This window comes from Tenacibaculum sp. Mcav3-52 (assembly GCF_022347665.1).
In the GTDB taxonomy this organism is placed as follows: domain Bacteria; phylum Bacteroidota; class Bacteroidia; order Flavobacteriales; family Flavobacteriaceae; genus Polaribacter; species Polaribacter mesophilus.
The window spans coordinates 82,644-109,317 of sequence record NZ_JAKRGE010000007.1 but is presented as its reverse complement, the minus strand read 5'-3'; the positions used below and the strand labels follow the sequence as shown (position 1 = coordinate 109,317).

At 30.6% G+C, this 26,674-nt stretch carries 31 protein-coding genes and 1 pseudogene; 20 read left to right on the top strand and 12 right to left on the bottom strand.

Features of this window, described 5'->3' with window-relative positions; all coding sequences use genetic code 11:
- The first annotated feature begins 150 nt into the window (after nucleotides 1-150).
- The 5 genes from MHM83_RS15235 (at nucleotide 151) to MHM83_RS16190 (ending at nucleotide 4,060) form a co-directional block, all read left to right on the top strand.
- On the top strand, nucleotides 151-738 hold the full coding sequence (locus MHM83_RS15235) for a 2OG-Fe(II) oxygenase (protein WP_239180704.1): 588 nt from the start codon (nucleotides 151-153) through the stop codon (nucleotides 736-738).
- Nucleotides 739-888: 150 nt separating this feature from the next.
- A complete protein-coding gene (locus MHM83_RS16270; RefSeq protein WP_370642017.1) occupies nucleotides 889-1,305 on the top strand; it encodes a hypothetical protein in 417 nt (138 codons plus the stop codon).
- Between the two features lie 288 nt (nucleotides 1,306-1,593).
- Entirely contained in the window at nucleotides 1,594-3,576 is a 1,983-nt protein-coding gene (locus tag MHM83_RS15230; RefSeq protein ID WP_239180702.1) for a DUF262 domain-containing protein, read from the top strand.
- 118 nt (nucleotides 3,577-3,694) lie between these two features.
- Entirely contained in the window at nucleotides 3,695-3,925 is a 231-nt protein-coding gene (locus MHM83_RS15225) for a hypothetical protein (RefSeq protein WP_239180700.1), read from the top strand.
- Between the two features lie 9 nt (nucleotides 3,926-3,934).
- Complete coding sequence (locus MHM83_RS16190; RefSeq protein WP_255724875.1) at nucleotides 3,935-4,060, top strand: hypothetical protein; 126 nt, start codon at nucleotides 3,935-3,937, stop codon at nucleotides 4,058-4,060.
- A gap of 119 nt (nucleotides 4,061-4,179) precedes the next feature.
- On the opposite strand, the pseudogene MHM83_RS16280 reads toward MHM83_RS16190, so the two are convergent.
- A pseudogene (locus tag MHM83_RS16280) lies at nucleotides 4,180-4,284 on the bottom strand (IS110 family transposase); the annotation flags it as partial.
- A gap of 134 nt (nucleotides 4,285-4,418) precedes the next feature.
- On the opposite strand from MHM83_RS16280, the gene MHM83_RS15215 reads away from it, so the two are divergent.
- The 7 genes from MHM83_RS15215 (at nucleotide 4,419) to MHM83_RS15185 (ending at nucleotide 8,871) form a co-directional block, all read left to right on the top strand.
- Nucleotides 4,419-5,246, top strand: a complete 828-nt coding sequence (locus tag MHM83_RS15215) for a cyclase family protein (RefSeq protein WP_239180698.1) — start codon at nucleotides 4,419-4,421, stop codon at nucleotides 5,244-5,246.
- 6 nt (nucleotides 5,247-5,252) lie between these two features.
- On the top strand, nucleotides 5,253-5,720 hold the full coding sequence (locus tag MHM83_RS15210; protein ID WP_239180696.1) for a DUF6985 domain-containing protein: 468 nt from the start codon (nucleotides 5,253-5,255) through the stop codon (nucleotides 5,718-5,720).
- Nucleotides 5,721-5,868: 148 nt separating this feature from the next.
- On the top strand, nucleotides 5,869-6,171 hold the full coding sequence (locus MHM83_RS15205; protein ID WP_239180694.1) for a hypothetical protein: 303 nt from the start codon (nucleotides 5,869-5,871) through the stop codon (nucleotides 6,169-6,171).
- Between the two features lie 176 nt (nucleotides 6,172-6,347).
- Nucleotides 6,348-6,764, top strand: coding sequence for a hypothetical protein (locus MHM83_RS15200; RefSeq protein ID WP_239180692.1), 417 nt, complete (start codon nucleotides 6,348-6,350; stop codon nucleotides 6,762-6,764).
- Between the two features lie 58 nt (nucleotides 6,765-6,822).
- Nucleotides 6,823-7,242, top strand: a complete 420-nt coding sequence (locus MHM83_RS15195) for a hypothetical protein (RefSeq protein WP_239180690.1) — start codon at nucleotides 6,823-6,825, stop codon at nucleotides 7,240-7,242.
- Nucleotides 7,229-7,657: an SMI1/KNR4 family protein gene (locus tag MHM83_RS15190; RefSeq protein ID WP_239180688.1), complete on the top strand. Its 429-nt coding sequence runs from the start codon at nucleotides 7,229-7,231 to the stop codon at nucleotides 7,655-7,657. Before MHM83_RS15195 ends, MHM83_RS15190 begins: the two co-directional genes overlap by 14 nt.
- A gap of 410 nt (nucleotides 7,658-8,067) precedes the next feature.
- Nucleotides 8,068-8,871: a toxin-antitoxin system YwqK family antitoxin gene (locus MHM83_RS15185; protein WP_239180686.1), complete on the top strand. Its 804-nt coding sequence runs from the start codon at nucleotides 8,068-8,070 to the stop codon at nucleotides 8,869-8,871.
- A gap of 331 nt (nucleotides 8,872-9,202) precedes the next feature.
- On the opposite strand, the gene MHM83_RS15180 is transcribed toward MHM83_RS15185, so the two are convergent.
- The 7 genes from MHM83_RS15180 to holA all read right to left on the bottom strand — a co-directional run bounded on the left by MHM83_RS15180 (nucleotide 9,203) and on the right by holA (nucleotide 15,428).
- Nucleotides 9,203-9,805: a hypothetical protein gene (locus MHM83_RS15180; RefSeq protein WP_239180684.1), complete on the bottom strand. Its 603-nt coding sequence runs from the start codon at nucleotides 9,803-9,805 to the stop codon at nucleotides 9,203-9,205.
- 160 nt (nucleotides 9,806-9,965) lie between these two features.
- Nucleotides 9,966-10,196: a hypothetical protein gene (locus MHM83_RS15175; protein WP_239180682.1), complete on the bottom strand. Its 231-nt coding sequence runs from the start codon at nucleotides 10,194-10,196 to the stop codon at nucleotides 9,966-9,968.
- Between the two features lie 524 nt (nucleotides 10,197-10,720).
- Complete coding sequence (locus MHM83_RS15170) at nucleotides 10,721-11,248, bottom strand: hypothetical protein (RefSeq protein WP_239180680.1); 528 nt, start codon at nucleotides 11,246-11,248, stop codon at nucleotides 10,721-10,723.
- Entirely contained in the window at nucleotides 11,190-11,471 is a 282-nt protein-coding gene (locus MHM83_RS15165) for a hypothetical protein (protein WP_239180678.1), read from the bottom strand. The genes MHM83_RS15170 and MHM83_RS15165 overlap by 59 nt, the downstream gene beginning before the upstream one ends.
- 131 nt (nucleotides 11,472-11,602) lie before the next feature.
- On the bottom strand, nucleotides 11,603-12,178 hold the full coding sequence (locus MHM83_RS15160; protein ID WP_239180676.1) for a hypothetical protein: 576 nt from the start codon (nucleotides 12,176-12,178) through the stop codon (nucleotides 11,603-11,605).
- Nucleotides 12,179-12,184: 6 nt separating this feature from the next.
- The gene (gene tssD / locus MHM83_RS15155; protein WP_239180674.1) at nucleotides 12,185-14,065 is read right to left on the bottom strand and encodes a type VI secretion system tube protein TssD; all 1,881 of its coding nucleotides are present in this window, start codon (nucleotides 14,063-14,065) and stop codon (nucleotides 12,185-12,187) included.
- 361 nt (nucleotides 14,066-14,426) lie between these two features.
- Nucleotides 14,427-15,428, bottom strand: coding sequence for a DNA polymerase III subunit delta (gene holA, locus MHM83_RS15150; RefSeq protein WP_239180672.1), 1,002 nt, complete (start codon nucleotides 15,426-15,428; stop codon nucleotides 14,427-14,429).
- Nucleotides 15,429-15,772: 344 nt separating this feature from the next.
- Here holA and MHM83_RS15145 point away from each other — a divergent pair, with 344 nt between their 5' ends.
- Both MHM83_RS15145 and MHM83_RS15140 read left to right on the top strand, forming a co-directional pair.
- Nucleotides 15,773-16,216, top strand: a complete 444-nt coding sequence (locus MHM83_RS15145; protein ID WP_047789206.1) for a type I restriction enzyme HsdR N-terminal domain-containing protein — start codon at nucleotides 15,773-15,775, stop codon at nucleotides 16,214-16,216.
- A 4-nt stretch (nucleotides 16,217-16,220) separates the two neighbouring features.
- Nucleotides 16,221-16,769, top strand: a complete 549-nt coding sequence (locus MHM83_RS15140; RefSeq protein WP_239180670.1) for a nucleotidyltransferase family protein — start codon at nucleotides 16,221-16,223, stop codon at nucleotides 16,767-16,769.
- 167 nt (nucleotides 16,770-16,936) lie between these two features.
- Here the strand turns inward: MHM83_RS15140 and rlmF are convergent, their stop codons facing one another.
- From rlmF to MHM83_RS15125, 3 genes are read right to left on the bottom strand one after another with little or no spacing between them, the layout of a single operon-like run.
- On the bottom strand, nucleotides 16,937-17,794 hold the full coding sequence (gene rlmF / locus MHM83_RS15135; RefSeq protein ID WP_239180668.1) for a 23S rRNA (adenine(1618)-N(6))-methyltransferase RlmF: 858 nt from the start codon (nucleotides 17,792-17,794) through the stop codon (nucleotides 16,937-16,939).
- A complete protein-coding gene (gene bshC, locus MHM83_RS15130) occupies nucleotides 17,794-19,389 on the bottom strand; it encodes a bacillithiol biosynthesis cysteine-adding enzyme BshC (protein ID WP_073181176.1) in 1,596 nt (531 codons plus the stop codon). The genes rlmF and bshC overlap by 1 nt, the downstream gene beginning before the upstream one ends.
- A complete protein-coding gene (locus tag MHM83_RS15125) occupies nucleotides 19,389-20,054 on the bottom strand; it encodes a methyltransferase domain-containing protein (RefSeq protein WP_239180666.1) in 666 nt (221 codons plus the stop codon). Before MHM83_RS15125 ends, bshC begins: the two co-directional genes overlap by 1 nt.
- A gap of 121 nt (nucleotides 20,055-20,175) precedes the next feature.
- Between MHM83_RS15125 and MHM83_RS15120 the strand changes: the two genes are divergently transcribed.
- From MHM83_RS15120 to MHM83_RS15100, 5 genes are read left to right on the top strand one after another with little or no spacing between them, the layout of a single operon-like run.
- Entirely contained in the window at nucleotides 20,176-22,110 is a 1,935-nt protein-coding gene (locus tag MHM83_RS15120; RefSeq protein ID WP_239180664.1) for a BatA domain-containing protein, read from the top strand.
- Entirely contained in the window at nucleotides 22,107-23,366 is a 1,260-nt protein-coding gene (locus MHM83_RS15115; protein ID WP_239180662.1) for a dihydroorotase, read from the top strand. The genes MHM83_RS15120 and MHM83_RS15115 overlap by 4 nt, the downstream gene beginning before the upstream one ends.
- A 4-nt stretch (nucleotides 23,367-23,370) precedes the next feature.
- Nucleotides 23,371-23,697 (top strand): hypothetical protein, encoded by a 327-nt coding sequence (locus tag MHM83_RS15110; RefSeq protein ID WP_239180660.1) that lies wholly within the window; start codon nucleotides 23,371-23,373, stop codon nucleotides 23,695-23,697.
- A 3-nt stretch (nucleotides 23,698-23,700) separates the two neighbouring features.
- Complete coding sequence (locus MHM83_RS15105) at nucleotides 23,701-24,339, top strand: alpha/beta hydrolase (RefSeq protein ID WP_239180658.1); 639 nt, start codon at nucleotides 23,701-23,703, stop codon at nucleotides 24,337-24,339.
- Nucleotides 24,340-24,394: 55 nt separating this feature from the next.
- Nucleotides 24,395-25,366, top strand: a complete 972-nt coding sequence (locus MHM83_RS15100; RefSeq protein WP_239180656.1) for a sterol desaturase family protein — start codon at nucleotides 24,395-24,397, stop codon at nucleotides 25,364-25,366.
- Nucleotides 25,367-25,403: 37 nt separating this feature from the next.
- Here the strand turns inward: MHM83_RS15100 and bcp are convergent, their stop codons facing one another.
- Nucleotides 25,404-25,856 carry a thioredoxin-dependent thiol peroxidase gene (gene bcp, locus MHM83_RS15095; protein ID WP_047789216.1) on the bottom strand — a complete coding sequence of 151 codons (453 nt, stop codon included), beginning with the start codon at nucleotides 25,854-25,856 and terminating at the stop codon, nucleotides 25,404-25,406.
- Nucleotides 25,857-25,965: 109 nt separating this feature from the next.
- Between bcp and MHM83_RS15090 the strand changes: the two genes are divergently transcribed.
- Nucleotides 25,966-26,622, top strand: a complete 657-nt coding sequence (locus MHM83_RS15090; RefSeq protein WP_239180654.1) for an endonuclease III domain-containing protein — start codon at nucleotides 25,966-25,968, stop codon at nucleotides 26,620-26,622.
- Nucleotides 26,623-26,674: the final 52 nt, after the last annotated feature.

Here is a 26,674-nt window from a genome sequence, read left to right as displayed (position 1 = left end):
CTCTTGATTTATTTTTTTGCTTTTACGACTGTTTTTTACTCCTTCTTGTTTGTTTTTTATATTTTGCTATCTAAATACTAACTGAATTTTAAAACTTACGTGTTGTAAAGATTAAGAAATCTTCTTTCAACTTATAACTACTCTTATATCATGGCTATAAACTATCCTTTTGGTCTTCCGTTAAAACATAATTTTGCTGAGTTTGTACACTACAACGGTTTATTTCTTCCGCATGAAACTGATAGAATTTTGAATTTATGGAGTGAGAATCAAAAAATTAAGGCTACGCTTAGCGGATCTGACACTTATGATGATGAGCTTAGAAAAAGCGATGTAATGTTTATTGAAAATACGCCTGAAACTGAATGGATTTACAACCGACTGGCGGGGTTGGCTATTCAGTGTAATAATGAACGATATTGGTTTGATTTGTTAGGTTTTCATAACAATTTGCAATTGGCTAGTTATACTGAGGGTGACTTTTTTGATTGGCATTTGGATTTTGGTGCGGGTGAAATTTCTGATAGAAAACTGAGTATTTCCATGCAGTTATCTGACCCTGATGAGTATGAGGGTGGTGATTTACAGTTTATGCTGAATCAAAAAATTGTAAGTGCTCCTAGAGAAAAAGGTACCATCATTGTTTTTCCTTCTTTTATGATGCATCGTGTTACTCCTATTACTAAAGGGATTCGTAAGTCTATTGTGGGTTGGGTTGCGGGGCCTCCGTACAGGTAGTGGTTACTCGCTAGTTGTTAGTTTTTAGTTATTAGTTATTAGCTCTTAGCACTTAGTACTTAGCACTTAGTTATTGATAATCAATAACTTACCCCTACATAAAGCTCTTACAATGTTACGGCAATTGCCTTTTATATAAAGGTCTGTGCTGTGGTATCTTCGGAACATGCCGTGATATCAGCGACCCGTGCCGCGGTGTCTGCGGAGCATGCCGTAATATCAGCGACCCATGCCGCGGTGTCTGCGGAGCATGCCGTGATATCAGCGACCCGTGCCGTGGTATCTGCGGAGCATGCCGTAATATCAGCGACCCATGCCGCGGTGTCTGCGGAGCATGCCGTGATATCAGCGACCCATGCCGTAGTGTCTTCGGAGCATGCTGTGATATTAGCGACCCGTGCCGTGGTGTCTGCGGAGCATGCCGTAGTATCTTCGGAGCATGCCGTGATATCAGCGACCCATGCCGTAGTGTCTTCGGAGCATGCCGTGATATCAGCGACCCGCGCCGTGGTGTCAACAGAGCATGCCGTGATATTAGCGACCCGTGCAACCTTTAATGACTCTTAAAACATCTTTTATTCCCTAAATAGCTGAGTTTATGGGATTCCGTAATAATGTGTACATGCTTTGTATTAGGTTCGCAGGGATTGTATAATTAATTAACAAATAACAGTAACTCGTTAATAACTTTTCTTTTTGATAAAGTACTTGTTTAATTATATTTGATAACCTATAAAATTGCTATCCTTTATTTGTTATATCCCTTACTATTGTCGGGATAACAAAAGTAAAACTTGGCATATAACGAGTTAGCCGCAATTTAAAAAATGAACTAAGAACCTAAAACAAAATATTATGGAATCATCATTATTGTCAATTTCAAAAATATTTACAGAGAGACTATTTAGAATCCCTGATTATCAAAGAGGATACGCATGGACAGAAAAACAATTAAAAGATTATTGGAATGATTTAGTCCAACTTGAAGATGGAAAAAATCATTATGTTGGTGTGCTAACATTAGAGGATGTTCCTGTAAATAAACATAACAGTTGGGAAGATGATAAATGGATAATTGATGCAAGAAGTTATTCACCATATTACATTGTTGATGGTCAGCAGCGGATGACAACTTCTATTATTCTTATTCAAGCTATTACAGAATACATAACCAAAGGTGAGAAACTTAATTTCACAACAATTGAAGATATAAAACGGAAGTTTATTTTCGATTCAAAAGACGAAGGAATTTCTCGCTCATATATTTTTGGATATGAGAAGGACAACCCAAGTTATGAATTTTTAAAAACAAAAATTTTCTTAGAAGATAGTACTCAAAGTGAAACAGAACAAGAAACAATTTATACGCATAATCTTGAGAATGCAAAAAAGTATTTCAGTTCATGTCTAAATGATTTAAAATTTGATGAAGTAGAGAAGGTTTATAAAAAATTAACCCAGAATTTTTTATTTAATATTTATACCATTTCTAACGATATAGATGTTTTTATTGCTTTTGAGACAATGAACAACAGAGGCAAACCCCTGTCACATCTTGAATTATTAAAAAACAGACTGATTTATTTATCAACAAAATTTTCAGTAGATAATTTTGAAAAAGAACAGTTGAGAAAAAGGATAAATGAATGCTGGAAAACAGTTTACCATAATCTTGGAAAAAATAAAGATAATCCTCTTGAGGATGATAAATTTCTAATCAATCACTTCTTTATCTATTTCGGAAAAGGAATGATTGAAGAAGAAGAGCGTGGGATAAGACATATGAGAAGTTTAAGAAGAATGTTTCGTTTGGAATATTCAGATTACTTGCTGGAAAATATATTTACTACCAAAAATATTGAAAATGGGAATAAATACAACCTAACGGTTAATTTTATAAATGAGTATGTTAGAGATTTAAAGAAATCTATAGAGATATGGTATAAGATTAATAATCCAGAAAAAAGCAATTTTTCTTCAGAAGAGATTAAATATTTAGAAAAGTTAAATAGGTTAGGTCTAAATGAAAATTCATCTTTAATTTTAGTTTTCTATAGTAAAGTAAGAGATGTTCAACTTCGTATTAAATTTCTTAAGTTGATTGAACAAACTCAGTTTTATCAGTTACTTAGTTCACATCGCTATTATTATAGTTTTAGAGAAGAGTCTAGACTAATATCTGCAATTGATTTATATCATGAGACAATTAATGCCACACAAATTATTAAAGATTTAGAAGCAAAAATCAGACAATACGATTCAAACAAGGAATACTGGAAGGAAGTTAAACAAGGATTTAAAAATAATGGCTTTTATAAATGGAATGGGATTCGATATTTTCTTTACGAATATGAAATGTATCTTCAAAGCCAATCAAAATCACGAAAGAAAAAAATTAATTGGGCTGAATTACTACATGAGCAACCAGATTACAAAACTATCGAACATATTTATCCTCAAAACCCAAGGAAAGATTGTTGGACAAAAATTTATAATAAATACACACCAAAAGAGAGGAGTGCTTTACGTCATTCCCTAGGCAATTTATTGCCACTTTCAAAACCGAGAAACTCTAGTTTTGGCAATAAGTGTTTCAAAGAGAAGGTTTCTAACAGTAATAATACTGTGGGATATAGATATGGGTCTTATTCAGAAAATAAAATTGCTGCATATGAAAAATGGACAGCAAATGATATTCTTGAAAGAGGGATTGAATTACTTGATTTTATGGAATCAAATTGGAAAATAAGTATTGGAACAAGGCAAGAAAAAATAAAATTTCTAAACCTTGAATTTATGAAAGAGAAAAAAACAGCGGCTAACACTTTGTATAAGTAATGGCAGGCGAAGTAGCAAATATCAAGGTTCGCAGCCCGCTCAAACTGCATAACGGTTTGACAGGAAATTACCACGCAATCTGCCACTACTCATACAATTTACCGTTGAGCTTAATTAAATGAAAACAATACTTGATAACTGCAAAACATTATTTTTAGATGAGCTTCATTATAATAAAAGCTTACAACTCATCGTATCTGAAAGAATTCTTTTAAATGAGAATCAATCAATAAAAATTGGAGAAGGAACTATTGATAATGTAAAACCGATCGTGATTACAGAAAATAGTAAAAAATTTAAAATTGAATTTGACTTTGATGACATAATTAACTTTCAAGTAATTGATTAATCTTATACAATGTTTGATAAAGATGAAATAAGTGACACTAATGGATTTCTTCAAATTATATTAAAATCTGACTATTTATCATACGTGGAAAAAAGTCATGGTTGGTATAAAAATGTGGTTGATAAAGAAGGATAACATTATAGACTGTGGACTGAAAGCGACATAATTGATATAATATCAATTGAGAAACCAAAAATTGAAATATTAGAGAAAAACTAAGCTCTATAAAGAACTGAGATAAAAACAAGTAAATTTTATATCAAAGTACTTTTATAGTTCATATTATACGGTAAACCTCTTTTTATTATTGCAAAAACCAGTTTTAGCAGCTTATTACACACCGCTATTAAAGCAAGTTTTTACTCTTGCCCATATTTCCGAATTTTCTATTCGGTTTGTATTTGCTAAATTAGTTACTTAAAAACATGCACCTAACCATATACAAACATGTTGTACGTGATTAAAAATCATCCAGCGTTTTAAATTTAAAAAAATGAAAAAACCTTTTTCTTTAATTCAGTTGTGCCTTTTTTTACTGTTGGCGTGTAATGAGAAACAGACCAAATCGTCAGACTCTAATAAATCAGACCAAACAAACTTCTCAGAAAGCAAAATTATAGATTTATCTCATGCATATTCTAATGAGACTGTATATTGGGTTACAGCAAAGGAATTTAAATTAGACACTGTTTTTAAAGGACAAACAGATAAAGGGTTTTATTATTCCGCAAATAATTTTAGTACTGCGGAGCATGGTGGAACCCATATAGATGCACCTATCCATTTTGCTGAAAAAGGCCAAACTGTAGATGAAATTCCTATCGAAAAATTAATTGGATCTGCAATTAAAATTGATGTTTCTTCAAAAACATTTAACAATCCTGACTACTTAATAAAAATTGATGATTTTTTAGCGTGGGAAAATAAAGAGAAAATCAAAATTCCTAATGGAAGTATTATTTTATTAGAAACAGGGTTTTCTAAATACTATCCTAATAAAGTTAAGTATATGGGAACAGCTGAACGAGGTGAAGATGCGATTGAAAAATTACACTTTCCTGGATTGTCTAAAGAAGCAGCAAAATGGTTAGTTGAAGAACGAAACATCAATGCTATTGGAATTGATACACCAAGTATCGATTATGGTCAATCTGAATATTTTGAAAGTCATGTTATATTACTCTCTCAAAACATACCGGCTTTTGAAAATTTAACCAATCTAGATAAGCTACCTAGTATTGGATTTAAAATAATTGCATTACCAATGAAAATTAAAAATGGTAGTGGTGCGCCATTGAGAATTGTAGCTTTAATTAATTAGAATAATATGAAAATAGAATACTCAGAAGAAGAGGATGAATATTATTCATTGGTTTCCTTAAAGTCTCTCAATCAATTTGAAAAAAACCATCAACCTAAAGACTCTATATGTATTGATTTTTTTGGATTTGGCGAAGAACCCACTAAAGAACAATTAATTGCTTATGAATTTCTCTTAGAAAACGAAGAAAGGATAATTAATTCTTTAATCAGAGGAGCTGTAAACTCATACAACTCCATTTACTTAAAGAGATTTGAAAAGTTTATAGGATTCTTACCTGAAATAAAAAACACAAGTGATTTTAAAAAAGCTATATCAATACAAAATATAATAATTTCAGATAACCACGAAAATGGTTCCTCCTTTGTTATGTATAAAGGAGAATGTAATTGGGATGAGGAACACGGAGTTTGTATTGTTATGTTAAAAGACAAATTTATAACAATGGAATCTTGGGACTATTATCACGGATAAACTATTACTAATAACATGTATAATTTACTGCTAGTTCTTGCTTACTTACGAAACACTTAAAATGAAAAAAACACTAATTTTAATACTAATCTTTTTACCTCTAACTATACTCGGACAACACTTAAAATGCTGTGAATCGAAAAAAGAAGTGAAATCTTATTTGAGCGGAAAATGGAAAATAAAAAATTCTGACTCAAAAACCATTTATCATTACTGGTTTGAAAAAGGACAGGGAAACCTAACCGAAATGGAACGAACCGAAAATGAAAACGAATATTTAATAATTGATGATCATCCTTTTGTTGATATCATCAAATATGACCAAGGGTTTAAATTAAAATTTACAAGCTTATACAGTATCTGGACTTCTGAATTAAAATATTTGAACTCAAATAGAATGATACTCGTTACAGAAGACAAAGAGGTTGAATATGTTAAAGAATCTGAATAAAACACTGCACACAATAATAGCTATAAGCAACTAATAACTTATTTTTCTACACTGAAATCTATTCCTTTAATAGTTTATAAAACATTCGTAATTTAGCCATATAAAAATTGCTAAGCTTTATAATATCACATGCTTTTGTCGGGATAAAAAATTGAAAGCCACAATTAAACCAAAAAATGAACGAATCGACTAAAATTGGAAAAAAAAGAACGATACTAATTTCAATAAGTATTTTATTAGTTTCAATTCACACAATATATTTTTATCACTCTGTAAGACCAGAAATTGAGTCAAAAAAACTTATCCAACAATTAATAAGATTTTCATTAACAATCGTACTTTTAATTCTGGTTTATAAAGGAAAAAAATGGGCTATAGTTATTTCAGTGATTTTATTTTCCTTGGGATTATTAATTATATTACCTACTCTATTTACAATAGATAGGCCATTTATTAATAAAATCCCATTGATTGTGATGACCTTCGTTTATTCAATTGCTATTTATCATTTCGGATTTTCTAAAAGCTTTAAAGCATTTTTTGATTTTCAAAATTCAAATGTAACCGATTCTACAACCGAGAAAATAAAATAAAACTTTGGCTAACACTGTATAACATTTGAGAGAAACATTGAAACATATAATTTTAATAATGGGAATATTGTCTTTTTTGGGAGCGAATAGTCAGAATAATAAAAAGAAAACCTATAAAAATTTGACTTCAGAATTAAAAGATATATATAGAAACGAACTAAAAAGAGATTCTGAAAAAGAATTTAATTTAGAATTCATACGAACGACTAATTTAGAAAACGAAATCATAAATAAATATGGTTTTAATGGTATTAAACTTGTATTTGAATCAAAAAACAGCTCAAACTTTCACAAGCTTGGAAAATTACCAAAAGACTGCCCTTGGTCAAATTTAAACGACAAAACGAATACGGAATTCATTACTGAAAACTTTAAACCAATTTCCAAGAAAGTACCAAATTTGATTTCTTCTTTAAAAGAGAGGTGTAAATTCATTTTTGCAGAAAAAAAAGAAAACACTTGGCATGAAACTTTATGATGATAGAGATTACTACGGAGTATATACTGGAGGTGAACCTCTTTTAAATGCTGAACCGAATAAAAACCTAAAAACATATAATTGGAATATTCCGAATAACTTAAAAGCTTTTTATAAAATTCATAATGGATTTGGAGAAATCTACGAAGCTAATTATATAATGGCAAATGAGGATATTAAAGTTATGGAAGAAATGATGAATCCAATTTGCAAAGAACAAAATGTAAAGCCAGATGGCTATTCATTTAACGATTTACTTGAATTTTTCCCTGATGGGGCTGGTAATACACAATGCTTTTATAAAAACATTGGAAACTCAACAGTTGATTGGGATCATGAAGTTTGGGAAATATCGGGAGAAATTGATTTTTTTGAGTTTATAAACGAACGAATGTCGGAAATTGATGAAGAATAAAGAACGTTTTACAAAAATTTTTATAATTCATTACTAGACCTCACTTACATACAAAAAACCTCGCGGATTTTCTATTCGGTTTTTACTTGCTTAAAACATGTTACAAACAAATAGAGATCAGCAAACTACTGGAAATGAAGAGTAACTGAAAATTCTAAAGAGTAAGGAAACTTTTAAAAATGAAAAAACCGTAATAAATATATCTCCTGTTAGCAAAGAATCATTTCAGTCTGTATCAATAATATTATTCTTGTATTTGAGTTTTAAATAGAATATCTACCTGTGTAACAAATATAAATAATTGCTTGTTTTATCTTATTTCTTAAAATCCTTTCAGTTTTTTAATTTTGTGTGCATTTGCTAAATTTAATAGCATCAAAACAAACAAAACCATTATAATCAATTAAATAATGAAACTCAAGAAAAAATATATAAGCTTTTTTTTAGTACTTTTTTTAATATCAATAAATTCTATAAGTGCTCAAAATTACATTGATTATTATGACAATGGAAGTAAAAAATCTGAAGGTTTTAAAAATAGTGAAGGGATAGCGTATGGTAACTGGACATATTATAGGAAAGACGGCTCTATAAATTCTATGATTAATTTTGATAAAAATGGAAACCCTAAAGGTACTTTTGTTCTTTATTATAAAAACGGACAAGTTCAAACTACATGTAGCTACTCTGGTAAGGGGTTTTACGAAATGGATGGAAACTACGAGAGTTACTATAAAAACGGGCAGTTACAATCTACTGGGGTTTACAAAGAAAATAAGCCCGTTGGAAATTGGATAAATTATTGGAGCAATGGCCAAATTAAATCAAAAGAAGAATATACTGAAAAAGGCATAATTCAAAAGAACACTGAATACTACAAAAATAGTCAGTTACGACTTGATGCTAAATATAATGATGTAGGTGATTTTGTTGGCAAATTAATTATATACTATAATAACGGAACTATATATCAAGAAAAGGAATTTAATGAAAAAGGAAATAAGATAGGTACACATACTAGTTTTTACCCTAATGGAAATATTATGGAAACTGGCAGCTATTTAGGTACTGATTATTTTACAAAAGTTGGGGTTTGGCAAACTTATTATAAGAATGAAAAATTGAAGTCAAAAATTGAATACAACCAAGAAGGGAGCATCATAAAAAAAACACTTTATGATAAAAAAGGTAATAGAATACTAACGAAGTATTAACGTATTTTTTTGACAAAAAACATCTCCCTTTAGTCTTTAATTATAATCAAACGATAAAATTAAAGTTAGAGATTATTACTTTGAAAAAGATGAATGGAACGTTGAACTTAACGGTGTATTAAAAAAGGTCAGTTCGGTTGGAGAAGGTAAAATCCAATATTTTAATTTTAGGCAATACTCTGGAAAACCTTTGTTTTATGAGGAAATTTTAATAATGATTTAGTTGCTGTTAATGTAGTACAAACAGATTAAATTTGTAGAAGAAATATGTATTATTAAACTAATTACGTAGTCGTCTACAAAATATGAGATTACTCCTATTTTTTTGATGTTATAAAACTTTTAATCTTCTAAAATCAACTTTTCTTTGGTTCAAAAACTTTAAGTCTATAAAGTATTCTTCAAATTCTTTTTTAAGAATGTTCCTTCCATCTTTACTCAAATACATATCTTCCATTTCCCTTTTTTTATAATATATATTAATAACGTTTTGTTCGTAAAGCTTCATTCTAACTTCAACTTCATTCATAAAAACTGATGTTTGCAGTTTTATATTTCTGTCTTTTAAAGAAATTGTTATTTGCGACCTAAACCTTTTACGAGTTTCAAACCTGTCGTGTTTGTTTTTATAATATTCAGGCGACCTTATAAATAATTCGTCTAAAAAACTACTCTTTTCATCAAAGTAATCGTCTGGATTTTCTCTACATTCTTTTCCGTATATATCAATAGATATGGTTTCGTCGTAATAGAATCCTTCAATTCTAACATCTTCTGTAGATACTTTTATGTGTAAGTAATCTTTAAAGAGCGACTTGCTTGATCTGTTGTTATATCTGGTTGCATTATTATAGTTATCGGGACTCTTATGTGAAGATGTAAGGTAAATACCTTCAACTATTTTTCTTATAAATGTTACTAAGCTAAACTGCATTATTAATGGGGTTCTTTGATGTTTTAATTTTTACAACCTTTTCATGTAAATTAAGTTATTATTGATTTTAAAACTCATACATAGAAAAACGATTACTTACTTTGTTAATAAACTTTTTAAGAGTACTGTGAATTAACAAGTAGATAATTAACTTCATTGATTAGTTAACCTTAATAGGTACTTTAATTCTTTTTATTTTTTTATCTTTCCCTCTAAGTGGAAGAAGTTTAAACCTTAAATATAGAGTATCTTCTTTTATTAAGTCTTTTGTTAAAGTTGGGTAATTTTTATAAAAATCTTCAAAAGCCCCTAGTGTAATAGAGTCTTTTGTTTCTCTACCTTTAATATATTTTGACGATAATTTATTCGACAGCTCAGTATCATAAATCATATGTCTGGTGTATAATAAGAACTTTTTTCTTTTATTAGAGCTAAATGACCTTTCTTCATAATCTTTTAATACTTCTATCTTTTTTCTTTGTTTATATAATAAATTTCCACAGAAGCGCCTTTTTTAGGATTTCTGTATTTGTATTGGTAAGTATGTAAAAGTTCTTGTTGGCTACTCTCAATATATAGATTAAAAGGTAAACTTATCGCGTCTATTTTTTTACTTTTAGGATTATACCAACCGATTATTTCATTGCTTTTTGAAGTAATACTCTTTACTTCAATATTTCTTTGCATACTGCAAGAAGAAATAACAAATAGAATTAGCGTTATATATAACTTATATTTCACAATGTATTCAATAAAAATAGATTCAACAATTGTTTTTACTTGTACTGGATTTTTTTTATCCTCATTGTTGAAGCTTAAAAAACTCTGTTACCATTTTGCAGGAACAGTAACATACTCGCCTAACTTTCCATTATCTAAAAACTGAATTGAAATACTATCTCCTTTTGTTAACTTTTAAAATAATGCTGCATGTTTTTTCTTAAACTCTAAAACTGATTTTATACGGAAGGTATCTAAGTTGTTTTTCAACATTTTTAGTACGTAGGGTTTTAACTCTTTTTGAGTGACCTCAGATGAGTCTATTTGATATCGTGAATAGATTATATATTTATTAGTTAAAAAAGGTGATATGCTCTTTATTTGATTGTTTTCTATTTCAACTAATTCTTCAGCATCATTATAGATAAATAAATCTTCTCCAATACCCTTTTTATTAAGGAAGTAATTATAATTCATGGTAACAAAAGATAGTTTTGAAGATGAACTGTTTTTTATTTTAATACCAAAAGGAATGTCTATTCTATAAACTTTTTTATGAGGTTTACTCATCATCACAATAACTGGACTTGAAGGTTTAAAGCTTGAAACTTTTTTATTACTTGAACAAGCAATAAACATTAAAGTAACAAAGACATATTTCCTTCTATTTATCAATAAATATAGACTCGATAACGTAATCAAATCTTCCTTTTTCTTCTCCATAAACAGCTCTATACAATATTTGTACATTTTTTGTACTAAACTTTTGTTCACTTTCATAATCGTTTAATTTTTTTAAGGTTCTAAATTTTCCTAATAACAATGCTGATAAAGTTTTATTTGAAACAGCTATTAAATCATACTCTGTCTCTTTTCCGTAAATATGAACAAAAGTTTGAACAGCATCTAATCCTTTTATTTTTGCTCTTTCAAGTTTTTCTTGCATTATTTAGTCAACCATAGCTTCTTGCTTTTCATGTTCAACCAAAGCTACATATCCTAAAAACTCAAGCCATAAACTAATACCTACAATGGGTGTTTTGGGTAAAAAACGTTTTAACAAAAAATCAGGTACATTTAAAGTTTAATAGGTACTTTAATTCTTTTAGGAGGAGAGTTTTTTTTATCAAAATTTGTAAACTTTAAAAAAATACTATCATTTGATAATAATTTTTGTGTCAATTTAGGTAGTTTATTTTTGAAGTTTTTAAAACTACTCAAATGTACTGAGTCAGTATTTAAATGTTTGTTTTTAAAGGTTGAAAGAATTTTATTAGAATCCGTCAAGTTATTAATAAGATGTTTTGAGTAAACGACATACTCTTTTTTTTGTTTTGGAAATATCTCTTTTTTGAGCGTGCTACTCAGTTTTATTAAATCGTTATTATCATTCTCCTTATACAAAAATGCGAAAGCACCTTCACTAGGTTTTTTATAGATATATTGATGAAAAGTAAGCTCTTCCTTTTGATTAGCCGATTTATTATTTATAGTTAAAACAAAAGGAAAGCTAATAGCCCAAATATCTTTCTGTTCTTTATCATACCAAACGACAACTTTATGTTTATTAGAAGGGTAATTATCTACTTCTATTTTACTGACAGTTTTACAAGAGGTACATGCTAATAACAGTATATATAAGTATATTTTCATTTTGATTTATTTTTGAAATAAAATTGATTCGATAACTCTAGGATTTTCTTTTAGGTAGTCTTTTTTTACTTCTTTAATTAAAAGCTCTATTTTTTTAGCACCTCTAGTATTTGCATCATAATCTAAAAGTTCGTCAAAAGTTTTAAATTCTCCTAATAACAATGCTGAAAGAGTTTTACTTGAAATAGGAATCAAATTATAATCTGTTTCATAAACATGTAAAAATGTTCTTAAAGCATCTAATCCCTTAGTTTTTGCTCTTTCAAGTTTTTCTTGCATTATTTGGTCAACCATAGCTTCTTGCTTTTCATGTTCAACTAAAGCTACATATCCTAAAAACTCAAGCCATAAACTAATACCTACAATGGGTGTTTTGGGTAAAAAACGTTTTAACAAAAAATCAGGTACATTTAAAGGTGTATCCGTTATTTCTTCTAAACTCATCATAGAGAAATCAACCAAACTAAATATTTTACTAAATGCTTCAGATGCGTCTTCTGCATTCATTAGTGGTCTTATACGTAATGTATTTAGTATTTCTACATTAGTACCATTAGTTGCAAAATAATGTGCTTGATTAGCTGCTGATTTTACAACACCGTTATCAAAACGTCTACCTCTTTTTACAATTACCTCTTTGTTAAATACTTCTTCAGTGTATTGGTAAATTTTTCTAGACTTGGTATGTATTTTACCATTTGTATCTACCATAGTACCTTTGGCTAATTTCGCCAATGCAATGGTAGTTACTTTACTTTCAATAGCATTATTATAACCTACTACAGCACTATTTACAAGTTCTTCAGCTTTCTTTTTAACTTTATCTTTAATCCTTGACTTAGCAATGTCCTCAACTTCATCAATTGTAGCTTCTTTAAGTTCAGCTAAAAACAAAGGGCTTCCATCGTTAGCGATAAGTTGTGGTAATTTACCTCCTGCAATAGAAGGTTTAAAAAACAGTGTTCGATCGCTAAAAGTTACATTAAGATAAAGCTTCTCCCTGTTAGGTAAGTTTTTGATTGTTTCTTTATAGCTAACCTTCCAATAAAGTTCAATATCGTAAGCTCTATCTTCTACAAGATTTTGTTCCCATTTTTGGTTAAGAAAAAGTTCAATAGTCGCCTTATTATTTCTTACGATAGCTTTTTTATGAACTTCTTTTTTGTTGAATTTATCGTCATCAGGATATAAATAGTCCCATAAAAATTTATCTAAATCATACAGCTTACAATCTATTTCTTCACCGTCATTAATATTCTTAGTTTCTATGTGAAAATAAACTGTATTACCAAGATTAGCTTTTTTTAGGTTTAATCTGTCAATTTTATTTTTAGTCCACCATCCACTAATTATTTGAGGTTTTTTTTCTGATTTATTAGTTTCTTTCGCTTTATAAGGTGTATCTTCTATAGGCGGTATAAAACTTTCTTGCCAAGGCTTTATATAACGAGTAGTGCTTTTTCTACGCCAGTCGGTACTATTATTAAAAAAACGATAGTCTTGCATCGCAGGCGATATGGTTAACGTAACCTGCATACCTTTTTGGTTATCAAAAGTTTCGTAATAATTTACAAGTACGCCATCTTGAAAGTTGTATTGAAATAGCTCTACTCCATCAAACTCGTCTTTGTAAAAAACTATTTTACCGTCTCTTAACTGATAAAGATTAAAAGGATGACGTATTTTTTTATTGCCTCTTCTATCTGATTTAATCCAATCAACAAAAGTATCATCGTACATTTCAGATTCAAAAGTTACTGAAATAGTTCCTCCTAATAAGGCTGAAGTAGGTTTACCATTCCAATCAGTAAGTCTGTTATAATTTAAGTTAGTAGTAAGCAATTCTCGTTCCTCACCACATATAAAAAGCTTTGCTTTTATGTTCATAGACGTATTTTTAGGGTGGTACAATTTTTTGAGTTAAAGATATAAAACATCTTCAAAATCACACATTTAATATATTGATTTTTAAGTTTTTTACTGTAAAACACTGTCTTTTAACAAGAACCAATTTTATTTGTACGCAGCTTGTACCTTTGCTCACTATTTTATGTACTTAAAAAGTCACTAAGTAGTACGTGTTTTTTTGCTCTTTTATTCGAGCAGTTACGTTTACTTATGAAAAGTGAGAGTGTGTGTAAGTTTAAATTGCCTCTTCATTAGAATTTTGTTTGTAAAAAATAGTTTTACGATATTTTTACTTGTAGTTTTTTTCTTCTTAAAGAAATAAGAGATGCCCACAGTAGTGTTAATGCAAAATCTTAAACAGTAATTCTTTTAAAATATCAGCATGAGTTTGGTTGGCTCCTACTCCTTTACTTTTTACATCGGCATCACGTAATAAGGCAATAATTTGTGATACTTTTCGCATCGGGTAGTTACGGGCAGCGTTTACATAGTCATCCACAAAATATGGGTTTACTCCCAAGTTTTTAGCAACCGAAGCCTTCGATTTGTCTTTTAATCCGTGGTACATTAATAACTGTGTAAAGAAGCTATTTAGTAAAGAAATGGTCATTACCAACGGATTGTTCTTTGGGTTCTGTGCAAAATAATTGATGATTCTGTTCGCTTTTACCACATCTCGCTGTCCTACTGCTTTACGCAACTCAAAATTGTTAAAGTCTTTAGAAATCCCTATGTTTTCCTCAATATGCTTATCGGTAATAATGGTTTCCGCAGGCAACACTGAAGTTAGTTTATCTAATTCGTTGCTAATCTTGCTTAGGTCAGTTCCTAAAAACTCCACCAACATTTGCGAAGCTTTCGGTTCGATGTTAAACTTTTTTCCTCCCAACACCTGACGAATCCAATCGGCTACTTGATTTTCGTATAGTTTTTTACTCTCGTAAATGAGTCCACTTTTAGCTATGGCTTTGTACGCCTTTTTACGTTTATCGAGCTTTTTGTATTTGTAGTTAAACACCAATACGGTACTCGGTTGCGGATTGGTAGCATACGATTCTATTTTATCAATCGTACGGCTTAAATCTTGCGCTTCTTTAACAATAATCACCTGCCTTTCTGCCATCATCGGAAAACGCTTTGCCGACGACACAATTTCCTCTATCGACACATCACGACCGTACATAACTACTTGATTGAATCCTTTTTCAGATTCATCTAACACATTGTCTTCAATATAATCTGAAATTTTATCGATGTAATACGGTTCTTCACCCATTAAAAAATAAATGGGTTTGATGTTGCCTCCTTTTATATCGGATATGATAGATTTAATTTCGTTCATGTGTCTTTCTTCTGCCTTCTTTTGATGTTGTTATTTTAAATGTTGTAGCTAAGAGTGGCTTCGTTTCTTCGAGAAAAAGATTGCTTCACTATCGTTCGCAATGACGATAACTGAAACGTCATAGCGAGAAGTGATAACGACGTGGTTATCTTTTTTCCATTAACAGATTGCTTCGCTTTCACTCGCAATGACGATTACTATAATGTCATTTCGAAAGAGGTTACGACTGAGAAATCTTAAACATGGGAGTTACTCCGCTGAATGAGATTTCTCCCTCTGGTCGAAATGACGGCTTCTCCTTTTTTTCCGTTAGAAATAACTTATAATTTTCTTACTTTTGGTTTATGCAAAAGCTCAACCTTCCTAGCTATACATTCAAGCTCAAAAGTAACGAAAATAAGACGCTTATTTTTGATAATTTGAGAAAAAAATACATGGTATTAACTCCAGAGGAATGGGTGCGTCAGCATTTTGTTCAATGGTTGATTCAAGAGAGAAACTACCCTGTTTCATTGATCGCTATTGAAAAACAATTGGTTATCAACAACCTTAAAAAACGTACCGATATTGTGGTTTTTGCTTCAGACGGTCATCCGAATATTATTGTGGAATGTAAAGCGCCACATATAAAAATTACCCAAGATACATTTGATCAAATTGCACGTTATAACTTAAAACTCGATGCTGATTACCTCATCGTAACCAACGGACTGCAACATTTTTTTTGTATGCTTGATAAAGAGAACGAAACTTATGTGTTTTTAAGGGATATTCCTGAATACAAATAAATCTATGAAAACAGATTTTACCCCTCAATTCATAAGCATTATTGAAAATGACGCTTGGATGCTACGTATTCTTGAAATCGTTCGTAACCTACATCTTCCTGATTGTTGGATTGGTGCCGGTTTTGTTAGAAACAAAATTTGGGACTATAAACACAATAATAAAAGAACTTCTTTAAACGATGTTGATGTTATTTACTTTGATAAAAGCGACATTACTAAGACTCGTGAATTAGCTCTTGAAGAACAGCTCAAAGCTATTAACTCTTCTGTTAACTGGTCGGTAAAAAATCAAGCTAGAATGCATGTTCGAAATGGTCATTCATCTTATAAAAATTGTCTCGAAGCCATTTCTTACTGGCCTGAAACAGCTACTTCGATTGCTATTCAGTTAAACTCTGATAATCAAATTGAATATATTGCTCCGTATGGTTTAAATGATGTATTCAACCTTGTTGTACGACCTACTCCTAATTTTGATTTGATAACGTATCGTAATAGGGTTACAAACAAAGGATGGAAAGATACTTGGGATAAGTTGATTATTGAAAAGTAAGAGGAACTCTCCTCGTGAGACTCAACTTCGTTAATTCCTCCTTTTTTCATCACTTCAAAATAACGGTTTCCTATTTTATTAAGCAATTATGAAAAGATTATCAAGATGGTAAAATACCTCCTAATTTTTAATAAAATCACTTTAAACTAATAATAAACAATTACTCACTATATAAACCTCCAACACACAATACGTGTTACCTTGTTTCCTTGGTACATAGGAATTACTTTGAATTCTTTAACTCCTAACTTTTTTCCTGAGTTTTGTAAACTTTCTACGTTTTCTTTTTTTGAAACTAAACTCGTAAACCATTTACTTACTTTTGGAAATTTAGAACTCTCATATAAATAGGTATGTAAAAAAGCTTTTTCTCCGCCTATATACCATAACTCATTAGAGTTCCCTGCAAAATTACGTACTGTATTATTCCCTAAGTTTCTCGATTTTCTTCGGTTGGCTCCTCTCGCCTCTTCTGCCGATTTATAAAATGGCGGATTACACATCGTTACCGTAAATGCATCACCCTCTTCTATAATTCCTTCTAAGATATGTTCTTCTTTAAACTGTTGTCTTAACTCAACCTTATCCGTAAAACCATTATCATCTATAATATCTTGAGCATAATCTAGTGAATCTAAATCGATATCAGTAGCTGCAAAATTCCAATCGTATACTACAGTTCCCAACAAAGGATAAATACAACTTGCCCCTGTACCAATATCTAACACCGTTACGTTTTCTTCACCTGCAACTAAATCAGCTAAATGATGAATATAATCTACTCTTCCAGGTATTGGTGGACATAAATTCTCATCAGAAAAATTCCAATGTTCAATATTATAATGAGCTGCTAATAATGCCTTATTAAACTCTTTTACAGCTATTGGATCAGAAAAATCAATAGTCTCTTTCTCAAACTTTTCAATGATAAATTCAGAAAGTTTCGGATACTTTTCTACTAGTAATTTGAAATCGTATCCTTGGTTGTGTATATTTTTAGGATGTAATCCTTTTTTTGTGCTCATTAAAGTGTAATAAGGGTAAACTCTAGTTGTAACGGATGTAAATTTTCTTTGAGAATTGTAATAAAATCTGCTCCATACTCTAAATAGAACTCTGAAAAATTACGTTGTCGCTCTTCTAAACTTTGATTAGGTAATAATTCGTTTTGCAAAGCTACAATTCTTTCAACCATTTCTTTTTGACGTCGTTTTTCTGCTCGCAACCATCTTTTTTCAAGGTTTTCTAATCCTTTCACCTGCTTTCTTTCTTGTGCATTAACAGCTCCTACAAAAGAAACATCGGTCTTTTTAGCTAGCTTACGTAAATCATCAAATTGTTGTTGTAAAAACTGTTTTTGCTTGGTAAAATCTACCTTAGTATCGCCGTTAGCCAACACTTTTCTTGCTAGTAAGTCGTCTTGTTTTAAAAATAGTTCTTCTTCTGAAACGTTTAGTTTTTCTAACTTTCCTAACTGCTTTTCTGAAAGTATTTGAGCTGAGTTTCTTAATAACAAAATAGGAAACGGAACATTTACTTTATCAAAATATGCCTTTAGCTCTAACCAATACGCTAACTCTCCTCCTCCACCTATGTAGCATAGGTTCGGTAAAATTACCTCTTGGTATAGTGGACGCATAATTACGTTTGGCGAAAAACATTCTGGCTGACTATGTAAATGATCTAAGATTTCATCCTTTGTCCAAGAAATATCTGTATTATTTACTTTGTAAATTCCGTTTTCAAGAACAATACGTTCACGAATCCTATCAGTAATATAAAATAAGTTTATCTCACGTGGATTTACTTGTATTTTATATGATTGTTCTAGTTCTGTAATTGTTTTCGATACTTCATTATAAGAAGTTTCGTGTAACAAATCGTACTCTACATAAGGTATTAACGCTCTTTTTAATTCTCTTTCGTCAGCATCTAAAATTACCAAACCATATTTTCCAAAAAGTTTATCGGCTACATATCTGGTTGCACCTGCTAATGTTTTGTGCTGTAAATATCCTTTTTCAAAAAGTTCTTTTATTTGAATAGCATTTTTTGAACCTCCTAAATGTTCAGCAAATACTTCAAATACATCTTGTAACCCCTCGGTTGTAAAACGTCCTACAGGTCCTTTTTGGTCAGAGTTCCACTGTACTTTTTTCCCTTTAAAGTTAAAGAAGTTAATTTCTTCAAAATCGTGATCTTCTGTTGCCATCCAATATACAGGCACAAAATTCTCATTAGGAAATTGCATTGACAAATGCTCGCACATGTTTATGGTTGATATAATTTTATACAGAAAATATAAAGGTCCCGTAAACAAATTCAACTGGTGTCCTGTTGTTATTGTAAACGTATTCTCTTTTAGTAAACTTTCTATATTTTTTTGTGTCTCAAAAGATAAATCAATGTCTTTGTATTGCTTTCTCAATACTTCAACCAATCTTTTTCTTTGAGTATTTGAAATAGGGTTTTCTTTCTTTTCTTCTAGTTGTTTTTCAAAGTTGCGTAAACTCGGGTAACGGTTATAAAAAGGTTGAATCTTTTCATCAGCCTTTAAATAGTCCTCCATTGTTTTAGAAAAGAATCCTGTGTTTTTATAAGGGATATTGGTTATGTTCATTACTTATTGGCTCTTTGAAATAATGTGTAAACATACGGACGTTCTCCTCCGTACGGATTTACAAATGTGTGATTAAAACTATTGACTAAAACAAAATCGTTTCCTAATTTTTCTTGTAGCATTTCCGTATTGTAACGTTGTAATTGTAGTCCACAACATTTTTCTGCTCCGTCTAAAGCAAAAACAGCAATAATTACGAATCCATTTACTTTTACAAGCTTCTTTAACAGGTTAAAATAGGCGTTTTGTTCTTCTTCTTTTAAAAAAAAATGTAGTACTGCTCTATCGTTCCAAACATCAACTTCTTCAAGATCTTGTAGTTGGGTTGGAGCCACTAAATTATCGGCTATAAAGTTAACTTTTGATGCACTTTCTCCTAATCGATTTTTTACATCGGTTAGTGCTTTTTCAGATAAATCATTTACTATTAAGCCTGAATATCCATCGGCCACTAATTCATCAATTAACATAGACGAACCAACACCAACGTTTAAGATTTTAGCGTCTTTTGGTACGTTAGATTCCTTTAATAATTCAATAGTTTCTTTCGAACTTTCTTCGAACCACCCTAGTTTTTCAGTTGGATTTTTTACATAGGCTGCATTCCAGTGTTCTTTATAGTTAATTTCTCCCGGAATGTTACACTCACTCTCTTTTGTAGTCATAGTTCAAAAATAGGAAAATTTAATCCTTTGTCGAAAACTTACCACACTTCTAACAGATTTTTAACTACATTCTTTTTTAAACCATCTATTTAGGTATTTTTACAGTTAGTAAATTACAATTATGCAGTTTAAACATCCTGAGATTTTATATTTCTTAGCTTTTTTACTCATTCCTATTTTGGTACACCTGTTCCAACTACAGCGATTTGTAAAAGTTCCGTTTACCAATGTAGCTTTTTTACAAAAGTTAGTGTTACAAACACGTAAAAGTTCTCGTATAAAAAAATGGCTGATTTTAGCTACTCGTTTACTGCTACTCACTGCCCTTATTTTTGCTTTTGCTCAGCCATATTTTAGTAACCACAAAGCAAATGAAGAGCAACACTTCTTTGTGTATCTTGATAATTCTTTAAGTACTAACGCTATTGGAGAAAAGGGTAATTTACTACAAATTGCTACCCAAGAAATTATTGAAAACACAACAGAAAAAACTAAGTATTCTTTACTTACAAACGACCATTTTTACGCAAATAAAACAGCTTCTGAACTAAAAGAAGAGCTGTTAAAAACAACTAATACTGCTAAAATTAGAGACCTTGCTGATGTTTTTTTAAAAATGACTAGTGAGCATAAGTCTATAACTTCTTCTTCCAAAAACATTGTGATTTCTGATTTTCAAAACATTAAAAAAGAGGAAATTGACAACGCTCCTGAAAATACTTCTTTTGTAAAGTTAGTACCTGAACAAAAAAGCAACATTTCTATTGATAGTGTTTTTGTAGATGATAATGGAGGTTCTAATTTCAACGTACATATTGTTGTTAGAAATCAAGGAAATGCTAAAAATGACATTCCTATTGCCATTTACAATAATGACAAGTTATTGAATAAACAAACCTTTAGTATTGAGGAAAACAAGACTACGGAAGTTACTTTTTCTGTTGTAAAAACTCCAATGTTTTTAGGTAGAATTGCTATTAATTTTAACGACACTTATGGGTTTGATAATTCGTTTTATTTTACCATTAATGCTAACGAAAAAATTAATGTATTAGCAATTGGAGAATCAAATAACTTCTTACAACGGATTTATACCAAAGAAGAATTTAACTTTACTTCTTCTACGCTACAAAATGCCAACTATAATTTGATAGATAAGCAACATCTTATTGTATTAAATGAGTTGGAAAGTATTCCTGAAACACTTCTGAATAGTTTAGAAAATTATACTAAAAAAGGTGGAAATCTTGTTATAATTCCCAATAAAGAGTCAGTACTTTCTTCTTATAACAACTTTTTCAGTAAGCTAAATACAGGAAGATTACTTTCTAAAAAGAATGATAGTTTAAAGGTTACTTCGATTAATTATAATCATCCTCTTTTAAAAAATGTTTTCGAAAAGAAGGTAGCTAACTTCCAATATCCGTTTGTGAAAACTTCTTTTAATTCTGAATTTAAGAATGCTAGTAACATTATTTCTTTTGAAAACAAACAAGGCTTTATTAAACAGATTAATCTACCAAATGCTTCTATGTATTGGCTAGCAGCTCCTCTACTAAAAGACAATAGTAATTTTACCAACTCTCCTTTAATTGTACCTGTTTTTTATAACATCGGAAAACAAAGTTTACAACTTTCTGAATTGTATTATACCATAGACAAACAAAATACTATTGATATTGATAAACAGCTAGGTAAAGATGAAGTTTTAAGTATTGTTTGTAGCAAAGGTTCTTTTATTCCTTTGCAACAAACTTTTCAAAATAAAACACGTATTACAACTAAAGATCAACCTTTAGTTGCCGGCTTTTATCAAATACAACAAGGAAATAATGTGCTTAGAAATGTTGCTTTTAATTATAACAAAAGTGAAAGTGCCTTAGATTTTTTAATATTTTCTGAAGCTAATGATATGACTATATCCACTTCAGTTAAAAACACCTTGGAAAATATTAATGATGAAAACAAAATTCAATGGCTTTGGAAATGGTTTTTGGGCTTAGCTATTGTATCTTTGCTTTTAGAAATTTTGATTTTAAAATTCTTTAAACCATGACAACGCTGCTTAAATCGGCAACAATAATAGATGCTTCTAGTCCTTACCACCAACAAACTAAAGATATTTTAATTACCGACGGTATTATTACCAAAATTGACAACAACATTGCTAGTGAAGAAAATTATCAAGTTGTAGAGCTTGATAACCTTCATGTATCTCCAGGTTGGTTTGATACGAGTGTTTCTTTTGGAGAACCGGGTTATGAAGAGCGAGAAACCTTGCAACATGGTGTACAAGTAGCGGCTAAAAGTGGATTTACTCATGTAGCTATCAATCCAAACACTCACCCTATAGTTGATAATAAATCAGCCATAGAGTTTTTAATTAATAAAGTAAACGGAGCTGCAACTAGCATTCATCCTATTGGAGCCTTAACACAGCAAAGTAAAGGTGTTGAAATGTCTGAAATGTACGACATGCAACAATCAGGTGCTATTGCTTTTGGTGATTATAACAAACCCGTTAGCAATGATAATTTGTTAAAGATAGCATTGTTATATGCTCAAAATTTTGACGGATTGGTACTAAGCTTTCCTAAAAACAATTTAATTGCTGGTGAAGGTGTTGCTAACGAAGGTAAAAATAGTACGCTTTTAGGATTGAAAGGAATTCCTGCACTTGCAGAAGAAATTCAAATTTCTCGCGATTTATTTTTGTTAGAATATACAGGAGGTAAATTACACATTCCTACTATCTCAACTGCTAAGTCTGTTCAACTTATAAAAGAAGCAAAAGAAAAAGGCTTAGATGTAACGTGTAGTGTTGCTGTACATAATTTAGTTTTGACAGATGACGAACTACATGGCTTTGAAGCTAATAAAAAAGTAAATCCTCCCCTACGTACAGAAGAAGATAAAAAAGCTCTAATACAAGGTTTAAAAGAAGGAATTATTGATATAATTACATCAGACCATAATCCTATTGACATTGAACATAAAAAAGTAGAGTTTTCTACCGCAAAAGACGGTACTATTGGTTTAGAAAGTGCTTTTGGAGCGCTAAATACTGTATTAGATTTAGAAACTATCATCAACTGTTTATCTAACAATCCTAGAAAACGTTTTAATGTTGAATTAGCTTCCATAAAAGAAGATGAAAAAGCTAGTTTGTCTGTTTTTAACCCTGATGGAGCATATACTTTCTCAGAGCAAAATATTGTTTCTACCTCAAAAAACAGTATCTTTCTAGGAAAAAAACTAGAAGGAAAAGTTTATGGTATTTACAATAATAGTCAACTAATTTTAAACTCATAGAATCATGGAAAATCTAACAGTAAACGAAGGAAAAACTGAAGCAATTATTAGCCACTTCACAATTATAGGACTTATCATAGCTTTCGTTTTAAACATGAACAAAAAAAATGCTTTTGCTAGTTTTTACATTAGGCAAATGCTTGGTTTAAATGTTCTTCAGCTTTTAAACGGCTGGGTTGTTTATAAATATTTAGGTAGTAATGCTGGTTGGATTGTTGGCGTGCTACTATTTGTACTTTGGTTAATTAGCCTTTTAGCTGTTTTAAAAGGAGAAAAAAAGCTTGTACCAGTTGTTGGAGAGCAATTTCAAAACCTATTTAAAGGAATTTAATACATGAGTTTACAATATATTGTAAGAGAACCTAAAACCTCAAATGCTAACCCTCCATTATTAATTTTATTACACGGATATGGTAGCAACGAACAAGATTTATTTTCATTTGCAGAAGAATTACCAGACGATTTATTAATTGTAAGTGCTAGAGCTCCTCATGATATGGGTTATGGTGGTTATGCTTGGTATGCTATAAATTTTGATTCAGTTAACGGTAAATTTTCTGATTTAAAACAAGCAGCTGAATCAGTTGATAAGATTGCTTCTTTTATAGACGAAATCAAACAGAAATACAATACCAACCCTGATAAAACATTTTTATTAGGATTTAGCCAAGGAGCTATTTTAAGTTATGCGCTAAGTTTTAAATACCCTAACAAAGTACAACATGTAGTTGCTTTAAGCGGTTATATTAACGAAGAGTTATTACCTACTGAAATAGACAACTCTATTACAACAGATTATTATATTTCTCACGGAACTGTAGATCAAGTCCTTCCTATAGATTGGGCACGTAAAGCTCCTATTATACTGAAAGACTTAAAGTTAAAAAATGAATATTCAGAATACCCCGTAGGTCACGGAGTTGCTCCTCAAAACTTCTATAGTTTTAAAAACTGGATCGTGGAAAGACTATAAATTTTAACAGTTAAATTGATTAAAATTAAATATTTTTGCAATCTAAAAAAATAGCATGAGCAACATATTCAATCAAGATATATTATACTACTGGAGTGCTCCTTTCTTCATTTCAGTAATTTTAATTGAAATGTACTTTAGTTATAGAGCTAAAGCTAAAAACTACGATTTTAAAGACACAGCTACTAATGTTTACTTTGCTTTAGTTAACTTTAGCTTAGATTTACTAATGAAGGTTGTTTCTTTTGCCATTATGGGGTTTTGTTATCAATACAGAATTATCGACTGGGAAGGTAACATGTCATGGGCATATTGGTTATTAGCTTTTATTGGTCAAGACTTTTTGTATTATATACACCATTATGTAGATCATCATTCACGATTTTTCTGGGCTGTACACGTAACACATCACAACTCTGAATTTTACAACATTTCAACTGGTTTTAGATCTCCAGTTTTACAGCCTTTGTTTAGGTATATGTTCTTTTTACCGTTAGCTTTTCTAGGTGTTATGCCCTTGCATATTATGTTTGCATATGCCATGAATCAAAACTACGGAACATTATGTCATACTAATTTTATTAAAAGTAAATTAGGTTGGTGGGGATACATTTTTGTTACTCCATCTCACCATAGAGTCCATCATGCCTCTAATACTAAGTATTTAGATAAAAATATGGGAATGGTATTGATTATTTGGGATCGTATTTTTGGAACTTTTCAAGCTGAAGAGGATGAAACTGAATATGAAAAATTACGTTATGGTTTGACCAAACCATTAGAAGACAAGGGACCTATTAACATTATCTTCCATGAATGGAAAGAAATTTTTAACGACTTCTTTAAACGAAAAAAGAGTTTACCTTTTACAACACGACTAAAATACGTGTTTATGCCTCCAGTATGGAGTCATGATGGTAGCACTAAAACAAGTAGAGAATTACAAAAAGAACTTGCCTCCGCTACAGAAGTAATAAAACCTACAGAAGAATTTAGGGTAAGTCCACAAAAAATAAAAGTCGAGTAAATACTCGACTTTTTTCTTTTATTAAATAGATATACCATTATTTTAATATCTGATTTGCGTGTTCCTTTGTTTTTACTTTCGTAATTACATCTTCAATTACTCCTTTCTCATCAATTACAAAAGTAGTACGGTGAATTCCATCATATTCTCTTCCCATAAACTTTTTAGGTCCCCAAACACCAAAAGCGTTGATTACATCTTTACTTTCGTCTGCTAATAAAGGAAAAGGTAATTCATTTTTATTGATAAAGTTTTGCTGACGTCTTGCTGAGTCTGCACTCACCCCTAAAACATCATAGCCTTTTGCTAAAAACGTTTTGTAATTATCACGTAAGTCACAAGCTTCAGCTGTACAACCAGGTGTGCTTGCTTTCGGATAAAAGAACAATACTAGTTTTTTCCCTGTATAATCAGAAAGCTTTACAGTATTTCCTTTTTCGTCTACCGATTCAAAATTTGGTGCCTTATCTCCTATTTTTAATGTTGTCATATTGTTTTGCTTCAAAGTTATTACGTCAAAGTTACAAAGTTGATTTTGATTATCCATAAAACATACGAAGCTTCTTTGTACCTTTGATTTTTTCAAATTTTATAAAGCAATGACGAAAGCAGAAAAAGTCCAGTTTGTTATAGATACTTTAGAAGAATTATATCCTGAAACTCCCATCCCTTTAGACCATAAAGACCCCTACACCTTGTTGATTGCTGTATTGATGTCTGCTCAAAGCACCGATGCACGTGTAAACATCATTACTCCTTTATTATTTGAAAGAGCTGATAATCCGTACGACATGGTAAAGCTTACTGTTGATGAAATTAGAGAGATTATCAAACCAGTTGGCTTGTCTCCTATGAAATCAAAAGGAATTCACGGTTTATCGAAAATTTTAATTGAAAAACATAATGGTGAAGTTCCTGTTGATATGGATGCCTTGGAGGAATTACCAGCTGTAGGGCATAAAACTGCTAGTGTGGTAATGTCGCAAGCTTTTGATATTCCTGCTTTTCCTGTAGATACCCATATTCATAGATTAATGTATCGTTGGAATTTATCTAACGGAAAAAGTGTTGCACAAACTGAAAAAGATGCAAAACGTTTATTCCCTAAAGAATTATGGAATAAATTACACTTACAAATTATTTATTATGGACGTGAATATTCTCCTGCTCGAGGTTGGAAGCTAGAAAATGATATTATCACTAAGACAGTTGGAAGAAAATCGGTAATAGACGATTATAATAAAAAGAAAGCATAAAAAAAGCCCCAACCTTGTTGAAGCTTTTCCCACTCTTAATTCAAATTCAATT

Coding starts and splice junctions, on each gene's coding strand:
- MHM83_RS15235 (WP_239180704.1), top strand. CDS start 151: ATGGCTATAAACTATCCTTTTGGTCTTCCGTTAAAACATAATTTTGCT.
- MHM83_RS15230 (WP_239180702.1), top strand. CDS start 1,594: ATGGAATCATCATTATTGTCAATTTCAAAAATATTTACAGAGAGACTA.
- MHM83_RS15225 (WP_239180700.1), top strand. CDS start 3,695: ATGAAAACAATACTTGATAACTGCAAAACATTATTTTTAGATGAGCTT.
- MHM83_RS16190 (WP_255724875.1), top strand. CDS start 3,935: ATGTTTGATAAAGATGAAATAAGTGACACTAATGGATTTCTTCAAATT.
- MHM83_RS15215 (WP_239180698.1), top strand. CDS start 4,419: ATGAAAAAACCTTTTTCTTTAATTCAGTTGTGCCTTTTTTTACTGTTG.
- MHM83_RS15210 (WP_239180696.1), top strand. CDS start 5,253: ATGAAAATAGAATACTCAGAAGAAGAGGATGAATATTATTCATTGGTT.
- MHM83_RS15200 (WP_239180692.1), top strand. CDS start 6,348: ATGAACGAATCGACTAAAATTGGAAAAAAAAGAACGATACTAATTTCA.
- MHM83_RS15195 (WP_239180690.1), top strand. CDS start 6,823: ATGGGAATATTGTCTTTTTTGGGAGCGAATAGTCAGAATAATAAAAAG.
- MHM83_RS15190 (WP_239180688.1), top strand. CDS start 7,229: ATGAAACTTTATGATGATAGAGATTACTACGGAGTATATACTGGAGGT.
- MHM83_RS15185 (WP_239180686.1), top strand. CDS start 8,068: ATGAAACTCAAGAAAAAATATATAAGCTTTTTTTTAGTACTTTTTTTA.
- MHM83_RS15180 (WP_239180684.1), bottom strand. CDS start 9,805: ATGCAGTTTAGCTTAGTAACATTTATAAGAAAAATAGTTGAAGGTATT.
- MHM83_RS15175 (WP_239180682.1), bottom strand. CDS start 10,196: ATGATTTATGATACTGAGCTGTCGAATAAATTATCGTCAAAATATATT.
- MHM83_RS15170 (WP_239180680.1), bottom strand. CDS start 11,248: ATGGAGAAGAAAAAGGAAGATTTGATTACGTTATCGAGTCTATATTTA.
- MHM83_RS15165 (WP_239180678.1), bottom strand. CDS start 11,471: ATGCAAGAAAAACTTGAAAGAGCAAAAATAAAAGGATTAGATGCTGTT.
- MHM83_RS15160 (WP_239180676.1), bottom strand. CDS start 12,178: ATGAAAATATACTTATATATACTGTTATTAGCATGTACCTCTTGTAAA.
- tssD (WP_239180674.1), bottom strand. CDS start 14,065: ATGAACATAAAAGCAAAGCTTTTTATATGTGGTGAGGAACGAGAATTG.
- holA (WP_239180672.1), bottom strand. CDS start 15,428: ATGAACGAAATTAAATCTATCATATCCGATATAAAAGGAGGCAACATC.
- MHM83_RS15145 (WP_047789206.1), top strand. CDS start 15,773: ATGCAAAAGCTCAACCTTCCTAGCTATACATTCAAGCTCAAAAGTAAC.
- MHM83_RS15140 (WP_239180670.1), top strand. CDS start 16,221: ATGAAAACAGATTTTACCCCTCAATTCATAAGCATTATTGAAAATGAC.
- rlmF (WP_239180668.1), bottom strand. CDS start 17,794: ATGAGCACAAAAAAAGGATTACATCCTAAAAATATACACAACCAAGGA.
- bshC (WP_073181176.1), bottom strand. CDS start 19,389: ATGAACATAACCAATATCCCTTATAAAAACACAGGATTCTTTTCTAAA.
- MHM83_RS15125 (WP_239180666.1), bottom strand. CDS start 20,054: ATGACTACAAAAGAGAGTGAGTGTAACATTCCGGGAGAAATTAACTAT.
- MHM83_RS15120 (WP_239180664.1), top strand. CDS start 20,176: ATGCAGTTTAAACATCCTGAGATTTTATATTTCTTAGCTTTTTTACTC.
- MHM83_RS15115 (WP_239180662.1), top strand. CDS start 22,107: ATGACAACGCTGCTTAAATCGGCAACAATAATAGATGCTTCTAGTCCT.
- MHM83_RS15110 (WP_239180660.1), top strand. CDS start 23,371: ATGGAAAATCTAACAGTAAACGAAGGAAAAACTGAAGCAATTATTAGC.
- MHM83_RS15105 (WP_239180658.1), top strand. CDS start 23,701: ATGAGTTTACAATATATTGTAAGAGAACCTAAAACCTCAAATGCTAAC.
- MHM83_RS15100 (WP_239180656.1), top strand. CDS start 24,395: ATGAGCAACATATTCAATCAAGATATATTATACTACTGGAGTGCTCCT.
- bcp (WP_047789216.1), bottom strand. CDS start 25,856: ATGACAACATTAAAAATAGGAGATAAGGCACCAAATTTTGAATCGGTA.
- MHM83_RS15090 (WP_239180654.1), top strand. CDS start 25,966: ATGACGAAAGCAGAAAAAGTCCAGTTTGTTATAGATACTTTAGAAGAA.